Annotated in this window: 7 protein-coding genes, 1 tRNA gene and 2 pseudogenes; 5 read left to right on the forward strand and 5 right to left on the reverse strand. The window is 40.2% G+C overall.

Features of this window, described 5'->3' with window-relative positions; all coding sequences use genetic code 11:
* Positions 1 to 56 precede the first annotated feature (56 nt).
* Positions 57 to 692, forward strand: a complete 636-nt coding sequence (locus tag KPX09_RS00510) for a nucleotide exchange factor GrpE (protein WP_249548471.1) — start codon at positions 57 to 59, stop codon at positions 690 to 692.
* A gap of 6 nt (positions 693 to 698) precedes the next feature.
* The gene (trpS, locus tag KPX09_RS00515) at positions 699 to 1,694 is read left to right on the forward strand and encodes a tryptophan--tRNA ligase (RefSeq protein ID WP_249548472.1); all 996 of its coding nucleotides are present in this window, start codon (positions 699 to 701) and stop codon (positions 1,692 to 1,694) included.
* 167 nt (positions 1,695 to 1,861) lie between these two features.
* On the opposite strand, the gene KPX09_RS05530 is transcribed toward trpS, so the two are convergent.
* Together KPX09_RS05530 and KPX09_RS00520 are read right to left on the reverse strand one after the other, a co-directional pair.
* Positions 1,862 to 1,993 carry a hypothetical protein gene (locus KPX09_RS05530; RefSeq protein ID WP_275973550.1) on the reverse strand — a complete coding sequence of 44 codons (132 nt, stop codon included), beginning with the start codon at positions 1,991 to 1,993 and terminating at the stop codon, positions 1,862 to 1,864.
* Positions 1,969 to 2,055: transfer RNA gene (locus KPX09_RS00520), tRNA-Ser, on the reverse strand. Before KPX09_RS00520 ends, KPX09_RS05530 begins: the two co-directional genes overlap by 25 nt.
* 646 nt (positions 2,056 to 2,701) lie before the next feature.
* Here KPX09_RS00520 and KPX09_RS00525 point away from each other — a divergent pair.
* Together KPX09_RS00525 and KPX09_RS00530 are read left to right on the forward strand one after the other, a co-directional pair.
* Complete coding sequence (locus KPX09_RS00525) at positions 2,702 to 3,898, forward strand: hypothetical protein (RefSeq protein ID WP_410518462.1); 1,197 nt, start codon at positions 2,702 to 2,704, stop codon at positions 3,896 to 3,898.
* 863 nt (positions 3,899 to 4,761) lie between these two features.
* Positions 4,762 to 5,325 (forward strand): annotated as a pseudogene (locus KPX09_RS00530) (P44/Msp2 family outer membrane protein); the annotation flags it as partial.
* 146 nt (positions 5,326 to 5,471) lie between these two features.
* Here the strand turns inward: KPX09_RS00530 and KPX09_RS05765 are convergent.
* A pseudogene (locus KPX09_RS05765) lies at positions 5,472 to 5,669 on the reverse strand (malate dehydrogenase); the annotation flags it as partial.
* Positions 5,670 to 5,903: 234 nt separating this feature from the next.
* Here KPX09_RS05765 and KPX09_RS00540 point away from each other — a divergent pair.
* Complete coding sequence (locus tag KPX09_RS00540) at positions 5,904 to 6,284, forward strand: ferredoxin family protein (RefSeq protein ID WP_249548474.1); 381 nt, start codon at positions 5,904 to 5,906, stop codon at positions 6,282 to 6,284.
* Between the two features lie 49 nt (positions 6,285 to 6,333).
* Here KPX09_RS00540 and nadA read toward each other — a convergent pair whose 3' ends face one another.
* Entirely contained in the window at positions 6,334 to 7,284 is a 951-nt protein-coding gene (nadA, locus tag KPX09_RS00545) for a quinolinate synthase NadA (RefSeq protein WP_249548475.1), read from the reverse strand.
* A 56-nt stretch (positions 7,285 to 7,340) separates the two neighbouring features.
* Positions 7,341 to 8,099 (reverse strand): methyltransferase domain-containing protein, encoded by a 759-nt coding sequence (locus tag KPX09_RS00550; RefSeq protein WP_249548476.1) that lies wholly within the window; start codon positions 8,097 to 8,099, stop codon positions 7,341 to 7,343.
* Between the last annotated feature and the right edge of the window lie 332 nt (positions 8,100 to 8,431).

The raw sequence follows: 8,431 nt of genomic DNA on the forward strand, positions 1-8,431 counted from the left end.
ATTTACTTATAAAGCTACTATATACCTAAATGTTCTTGTGTAGAAGTTTTTGTGCCATGACAGAAGAGAATCGCGTAAATTCTAAGCCTGAATCTGATGACGTGGTTGGCGCGTGCGCTGGCGCTGCGGAATCGCATAAGGAAAAGAGTTCAAAAGTTGAATCTGGTAAAAATGCAAAACCGGAAGTCGGTAGGTTTGCTGCTAGTGTTGGAAAGACACAGAGCAGGATAAGTGCCGACCTTGCTGAGGTAGAAAAGTTGCGTGCAGAGGCAGAACTACTTCGCAATCAGCTTCGTCTCGCAGTGGCTGATAGCAAAAACTTGGAGCGCTTAATGAATAGGGAAATTAGTGATGCTAAAGTTTTCTCGATCTCTGGTTTTGTACGTGATCTGATACCTTCATTTGATAATCTGGAGGCATCCTTGAAGAATCTCAGCGCTGGTGACAGCGTTCATGCTGGAATAGAGATGACATGGAACAGCTTGATGGCAGTGTTGAATAGCCATGGCGTCACGAGGATATGTCCTGTTGGTGAGGCGTTTGACACAAAGTTTCACACAGCCGTTACGCAGGTTGTGGATAATGATAAGCCTGCGGGTACTATAATTGAGGTGGTACAGGCTGGCTATGTGCTTAACGGCAAGGTGTTAAGACCTGCTTCTGTTGTAGTATCAGCTCAGGCTAGCAACTAGTGTACCATGATTTTTTCTGCCGTACAGCCTAGTGGTGGCTCGTTACATCTAGGAAATTATCTTGGAGCAGTGAAGAAGTGGGTTGCGTTGCAGGACGCTGGAAAATGTGTGTTTTGCATCGTGGACATGCATGCTTTAACCTCAGGAAGTGCAGAAACGCTAAGAATACGGGCAAATACGCTAAGTTTGTTAGCTTCTTATATTGCTTGTGGAATAGATCCTGCAAAAGCGGTAGTTTTTTTACAGTCGTCTGTTCCTGAACATGCAGAGCTCTGCTGGATACTCGGATGTTTGACGCCCGTGGGGTGGCTGAATAGGATGACGCAGTTCAAGGATAAGAGCCGTTCAGATTCGTGCCGAGCTAATTTGGGTCTATACAGTTATCCTGTGCTTATGGCTGCAGATATTCTCTTGTATAGAGCGAATTTGGTTCCTGTGGGAAATGATCAAAAACAACACCTGGAGCTTGCGCAGAGCATTGCTAGGACGTTTAATACTATTTATGAAGTTGACTTTTTTTGCATTCCGGAAGCAATGCCTTTTGATTCCTTCGCTAGGGTCATGAGCTTGAGAACGGGTACAAAGAAGATGAGCAAATCTGACCCTTCTGACTTTTCTCGTATAAATTTGAGTGATGATAACGATATTATAGCATTGAAGATAAAAAAGGCCACAACTGATTCTGCAACTGGCTTTTGCTATGAAGGACTCACCCAGCGGCCAGAGTTGAACAATCTCGTAAACATATTTGCAGCGCTATCTGATTTAGAACCCAGGGAGGTTTGCGCAAGGTTTACAAACAGTAGCAATAAAGATTTTAAAGATGCATTAACTGAATTACTGATCAAAAGAATATCGCCTATTAGAACCAAGACCAGGGAATTACTGGACAATCCTGGTTATCTCAACTCCATACTCTCTTCTGGAAATGAACAGGCTCGGTCAATTGCAGGTAAAAATCTGCGGGAAGTAAAGGAGATCATAGGTTTGTACAGTGTGTAGTGCGCTCTGTTAGCGATGTCTCTAGGAATTATGTATTTCTTCTGTGACTATATTAGCTGCTGTGACACTTCGTAACCTACTTAACTCAGTGGAAGGTAGTCACGGTGATTTACTAACTTGTCCTCAGTTTTTTCAGATACTGAGTACGAGGTGTCCAGGTCCGTCACCTATACATCGCGACGATCATAAAGCGTATCAAGAACTATCTTCTTCACATCACGCACAGCAAAAAACTTCACTACAAGTACACACGTAGGATCAAGACCCCTACGAGCGGACGGAGTGGGATTCGAACCCACGGTACGTGTTAGCGTACGTCAGTTTTCAAGACTGGTGCCTTAAACCGCTCGGCCATCCGTCCGCCTTACTTCTAACATAATAATTGTAAATTCGCAATTCGTATGTTGCTATATTGATGATTTTGCTATTTCTACGTTGTATATTTTCTAACTTAGCGGCATGAATATCGTTAGTCGCTTATCGTGCACGTACAATAATTAATGCTTAATTATTACCTCCCTATATTTCGTACAGGTTATTTCGCAATCTAGCTATGATGCTTTACCAGGATACGTTGAACGTTGACGTTCTACACTGCCATAGCCTTTTATTCAGCAAAAATAGCTCAACTGTGTCACTTCCCGAGAACGTAAGATACATATTTAGTTTTTGCACAGCCAAAAAACTTCTAGTGAATTGTGGTTTCTCTGGAATCAATAACCTGTTTTATATTCGTGCGTTTTATAACAATCTACAGCTGTGGTTATTAGGCGTGGCTTCGCCTGATAATAAAGATGCTTTAGAGGGTATAAACTTGGAAAAAAGAATGAAAAACCCTCCTTAAGTGCCTCCCCGTTTTTGGTAACATACTCTTATGAAAAAGCGTTAGGGAGTTGTTTCGCTTGTTACTACGCGTGCGTCAGGTTTTACGTATATGTGTCTAGGACTTCACGAAAACTCAACGTAGGCGGATTTTGTACTATGTTTCACTTAACAAGGTATTATAAATGTTTGAGAACAATATTCCTGATATATACACAAGTACAACTGCAGAAGATTCCCCTGGCTTCGCGGGCGGGGATTTTAGCTTAAGTTCTATTGACTTTACAAGGGACTTTATAATTGAATCACATAGAGGGAGCTCAGCTGATGACCCAGGTTACATCAGCTTTAGGGATCAAGACGGCAATGTTATGTCACGTTTTCTTGATGTGTACGTAGATAATTTCAGCTTGCGATGCAAGCATTCTCCCTATAATGACAGAATAGATACCTCTGCGTTCTCTCTAACTCCCAACATAGTAGAGCCTTCTGCTTTATTGCAAGAATCACATAGTACACAAAACAATGTAGAAGAGGCAGTACAAGTTACAGCTCATGATTGCCCTCCATGTAATCAAGTCCCTGCTGAGGAAGTCGCTTCTAAGCCGTCTTTTCTAAGCAAAATAATTCAGGCGTTCTTATGGTTATTCACGCCTTCTTCTACTACCAACACTTCTGAAAACACTGAGTGTAGTCAGAGCGATACTTCAAAATGTGCACCTGATAGTAGTGAGTCATTAGAACAGAAACAAGAAGAGGTTGAAGTACAACAATCTGCACTTATATCTCCTGCCCCTATAGAAACAGAGCCTAAAAATGCGGTTGTTGACCAAGGGCACGACAGTGAAGTACAAACTGACGTTGCCGTGCTCGAAAATACTACTGAAACGATAATTGTTGATGGGGAACATGGACATTTTAGGGACATTGCTGTAGGTGAACGCAGGGATGAGCAGCCTGCTATATTATTAGATGAAGCGGACTTCACTATGTTATTAGTGAACGAGGAATCATCAAAGACTACGGAGTCTATGCCTTCTGATAGCCTAGAAGATGATGCTAAAGAACTAGGCGTGTTGCTTTTACAAGAAGGTGAAACAGTTGCTATTACAAATACAGAAGACTCTCAGTCTAGTGTTCTAGGAAACGAAGATGAAAGTATGATTGTAAGCCTTGGAGAGCCTTCTTCTGACGTAGAAACTGCAAAGGAAGTAACCGCAGAAGTCGAACTAGCTCATGACTCAAGCATACAAGTTTATCAGGCTGGTGTTTCACAAGACATAGGTGAAGGTGTGAGCACAGAACCTGAAGATCTTTCTTTTGATGCAAAACGTGATGTGGAAGAAAATACTAACACAATAGGGGAAACAGCTATAGCGTAAAGACATCTTTGATGACTTGTCTTGTGCGTGAATAAGTAGTGCAAGTTTTATGCGTTGATGTGCATGATAATTGCCCCTAGGCAAAGTTAGTAATAATGGTGGTCTAAGATCTTACACGAAGGTTTTAGACTACCACTTACAGTCAGTTATCCATTCAAGTTGGATCTTTTCTGCTAATGTACTTACACATCTAAGAAAATTCTTTTTGGTGTTTGTAATAGGCAAGCCAAAATAACAATGGTAACACTCTCTATATAACCATCAAGAGCTGTTTTTCTCAAAACAACGGTCAGTCTTATCTAGGGATGTTCATAGACGAGTCGCCTAGGTTTATTCTAAGTAAACTATTAATAAAGCAGCCATATGATCATTGAAAATCTCGACTCAAGATAACTCGCGATTAGAGCAGTGTTATGCTTATCGTGGAGAATTCTTCTGGTTCTGTTAGAGATTCTCTTTTCCTGCTAGGCCTACTCTTATTTGTTCAAATAACAAAATTTCTCTACAGGAAGCGACGTTCTATATCAAAGCTGATTTTGAAATAATGGCATTGAGTATTTTTCTCGCTCTATAAGATAATCATTTCAACACTGTCAAAGCATTTATGATATTCTCCATTATCTTGTAATCAGATGGCTATCTTGAAAGCGTAACAAAGGATATTCATGATAAACTGAGTGCGGAGTAGCTCACATACTACTATCAATCTCCTATACAACCTTCAATGAAACGATAACTGTTGTTGACAGCTTGCACATGCTGTTATTCGATTCCTGTTTCCTAGACGTTCTACTACTATACGGTGCTAATATTATTCTTTTGGCACTCTATTATCTAGCAACCCAGAGATCCATTATTAGATATATAATACCAAGGGTATTAGAGATAGTGGTAGTAAGAAAGATGAAGCTGATACAGTATATCTACTAGATAAGGAGTTGGCTTATGATGTTGTTACTGGGCAGACTGACAAGCTTGCTGCTGCTCTTGCCAAAATAAACGGTAAGGACATTGTTCACTTTGCTAAGGCTGTTGAAATCTCCTACCCTAACATCGATGGCAAGGTTTGTAGTGGAACTCATGCGAAGATCGACGGTGACACTGCGTCGACTACGTACGCCGCTGATCCGGGAACAACGACAACGAAAACGGCTCAGTGCAGTGGTTTTGGGGGGACAGCTGGAGCTGGACAGGCCCTTTTGAGCACTTTTGTGAGTGCTGTAGGGCTAGTAGATGGTAAAAATTGGCCAACTGGTCAGACTGGGAACTCAACAGCCGCCAAGATAGGCCCTACTAACAGCAACGCCACAGACGTAGCTCAAGACCTAGTAAAGGAACTCACTCCTGAAGAAAAAACCATAGTAGCTGGATTACTTGCTAAAACTATTGAAGGTGGTGAAGTTGTTGAGATTAGGGCCGTTTCTTCATAGAGCTATTAGTAGGTCTTCTTGTGATAAGCACAGGGAATATGCGTGAATATATGCTTCAAGCTTGCATTTCATCAAGGTCTGTAGAAGTATTATTGCATCGTAACTTATGTTCTTCTAGAGTTTCGTTTCAATTGAATTGACACCAGCATTGCTATGGCCTGTGCAACTGCTAATTTCATCTCATTGTTAACTCTCTTAGCTAGCACATCCAACGTTCCTCTAAATACGTAGGGAAACCCCATCACATTATTTATCTGGTCGCTGTAATCCGATCTTCCCGTTGCTATTATCGCACCTCCCCTCACTTCTCTCGCAAACTCTGGGTTAACCTCTGGATGCGGATAATGTTTATCAGCCTTGAGAAAAACATATTCGAGTTTTACATAACCCCAACGATAAGCGTGATCCATTGAATACAATAAACGGTTTAAATACCTAGGAAAAATTGTTATTCCAGATAATTTAAAGAAAAGGGATCAGCTATTCTCCTGCTCATATGAATATTTAGACTATTATCTTTGCTCCTGAAGCTCTAGTTAGGTATTATGACGACTGTATTGTTCGGCTTCTTTTGTATGACACACTTTGTTACCGACCGCTGCATTCGCTGTAAGTATACTGATTGTGTAGAAGTATGCCCTGTTGACTGCTTTTATGAAGGAAATAACATGCTAGTTATAGATCCGGATCAATGTATTGACTGCGGTGTATGCGTTCCTGAATGCCCCGTCGATGCCATTGTTAGTGATGAGTTCATCGAAGACATCCTTGCCTCTGATGATAGTATATTAAACGATGAACAAAAGATGCTAAAAACTTTTTACAAGATCAACAAAGACTTTTCAAAAAAGTGGAAAAACATAACATCAGCACAGCCTCATATTGAAGATGCTGATACATATAAATCAATGGCAGGAAAGTATCAATTCTTCGACGAAAATCTTAAGGAAGAATAGATAACCTTCCCTACCTCATCGTTATACTTAACGATCATACAACCACAGGTTATCTTGCAAAAGAAAAGTCCATCATTGCATTTACTGATCTCCTTGCCGCAAATATTATGTCCTCATCCAGTATCACCTCAGGTAGTTCCTCAGAGATGCATTTGTAGAGCTTTTCCATGGTGTTTAATCGCATATAAGGACACTTGCTACAGTACTCACATCCAGAACTATGCTCAGCACCTACTACATAAAAGGTGCTTCCAGGAGAAGATTTCTTCATTTGGTATACTATTCCCTCTTCCGTCAACACAATGAACTTATTACCGGGCCTATCTGTAACATACCGAAGAAGATTTTTCGTAGACCCAACACAGTGTGCATACCTAAGCAAATTTCCAGGACATTCCGGATGGGCTACAACGTGAGCATCTTTATGACGCACCATCAAGTTAACCAAAGCCTCCTCAGAAAACCTCTCATGAACTATGCAGCTACCATTCCATAAAAGCATATCTCTTCCTGTTTTCGAAATGAGAAATTCACCAAGATAACGATCAGGCGCAAACAATATCTTGCTATCCTTCGGTATCCTGTTAATTATGCTAGCAGCATTCGAAGACGTACAGATTATATCTGAATAGCACTTCACTTCTGCAGAGGAGTTTATATATGTCACTGAAACATGGTCACTGTGAGCTTGTCTGAACTTCTTAAAATCCTCCACTCGGCATGAATCAGCCAACGAACATCCTGCATTTAAATCAGGAAGTATAACCTTTTTGCTTGGATTCAAAATCTTCGCCACTTCTGCCATAAAAAAAACACCACAGAACACTATAATGTCAGCGTCTGTAGTCGAAGCCTTTTGTGATAAATCAAGAGAATCCCCTACGAAATCTGCTACCTCTTGGATTTCATCCTCTTGATAATAATGGGCAAGGATCACAGCCTTCTTCTTTCTAGCTATATCCCTAATTTCGCGTAATAAATCGCGATGTTCCTGCAGCATGACAATTGCCTAAAACATCAGTATTAATGAAAAACTTATTAACAATATCAGTAAAATTATTTTTTGATAACTAAATAAGCTATGTTCCATGAACTAACTACTGAATCTCCCCGAGAAAATAGCCTATTATATACACGACACACGTCCATAATACTCACTTTGCAGTCAGTACCATATTTGTGTGCAGAGGAACCCATTTTAACTAAGGAAGACAGCATGTCAAAAAAAGTTCTGTGGTATATCTCTAACTTTTCACACTCTATATGTTCAACTTTGCAACCTAGAGAAGTAACAGCATTAGTGATGTGAGACACGTCGTAGTACTCAAATCTCCTATTTCTTCCAAGCAATTTATTACAAATGCTCAACTCTTCCATAGTTCCACTGACTGGAATACTAACGAAAATACCACGCCCTGATTTTTTTTGGACTCTGCATACACTACTAAGGGCACCTAATAGATCTACTGCCCAGTGCAGAGACATAGATAGCACTACAACATCAAAAGAGTCAGAGGAAAATGGAAGAAATTGCATATCGCAGTTGATAGTACTAATAGCCTTAACCTTTCTTGAGGCTGCGCAGCACATTTCGTGAGAAATATCAACCTGATATAATTGGTTATCAACTCCCAATTGTTGGCCAACATAACCCGTTCCACAACCAACATCTAAAACTAGGTCATTATCCTCTATATTGCCAATAAAAGAACATATTTTCTTTGCTACTTTACTCTGTAAAGACGTGCTGTAATCATAACTTAGTGCGGCTTTGTTGAAAGAAACCTTCACCCTTTTAACATATTCCTTTTCCATAGGATAAAAACACCTCTAGAAATTATTACATTGTCCACGTATGCAAAAAATGCACAAAGAAACGTGTCTCTTATTCTAGATCTTTATAGTGGTTATAACACAGGTAATTCCCTAGAAAATAATATTGCTTCCGATACCTTAAAGTCAACCGTTAGCATAGGGCTATCTTATGCAAATAAAGTCGCTAAATGAATGAATCCTTTAGCCTTTACGGCACCAACAGCGGAGTTTCATCTTTCCTGGAGAGTAGTAGAGAAGCAATATGGGAAGAAAGAGACTACGAAAATTTTGCCAAAAATGGATACATAAAAAATGTAATAGCATTTCGAGCG

It is taken from the genome of Anaplasma phagocytophilum (genome assembly GCF_023476575.1).
GTDB classification, from domain to species: Bacteria; Pseudomonadota; Alphaproteobacteria; order Rickettsiales; family Anaplasmataceae; genus Anaplasma; species Anaplasma phagocytophilum_A.

Bases quoted from the DNA above. Each gene is read 5' to 3' on its own strand.
- KPX09_RS00510 (WP_249548471.1), top strand. From the start codon at position 57: ATGACAGAAGAGAATCGCGTAAATTCTAAGCCTGAATCTGATGACGTG.
- trpS (WP_249548472.1), top strand. From the start codon at position 699: ATGATTTTTTCTGCCGTACAGCCTAGTGGTGGCTCGTTACATCTAGGA.
- KPX09_RS00525 (WP_410518462.1), top strand. From the start codon at position 2,702: ATGTTTGAGAACAATATTCCTGATATATACACAAGTACAACTGCAGAA.
- KPX09_RS00540 (WP_249548474.1), top strand. From the start codon at position 5,904: ATGACACACTTTGTTACCGACCGCTGCATTCGCTGTAAGTATACTGAT.
- nadA (WP_249548475.1), bottom strand. From the start codon at position 7,284: ATGCTGCAGGAACATCGCGATTTATTACGCGAAATTAGGGATATAGCT.
- KPX09_RS00550 (WP_249548476.1), bottom strand. From the start codon at position 8,099: ATGGAAAAGGAATATGTTAAAAGGGTGAAGGTTTCTTTCAACAAAGCC.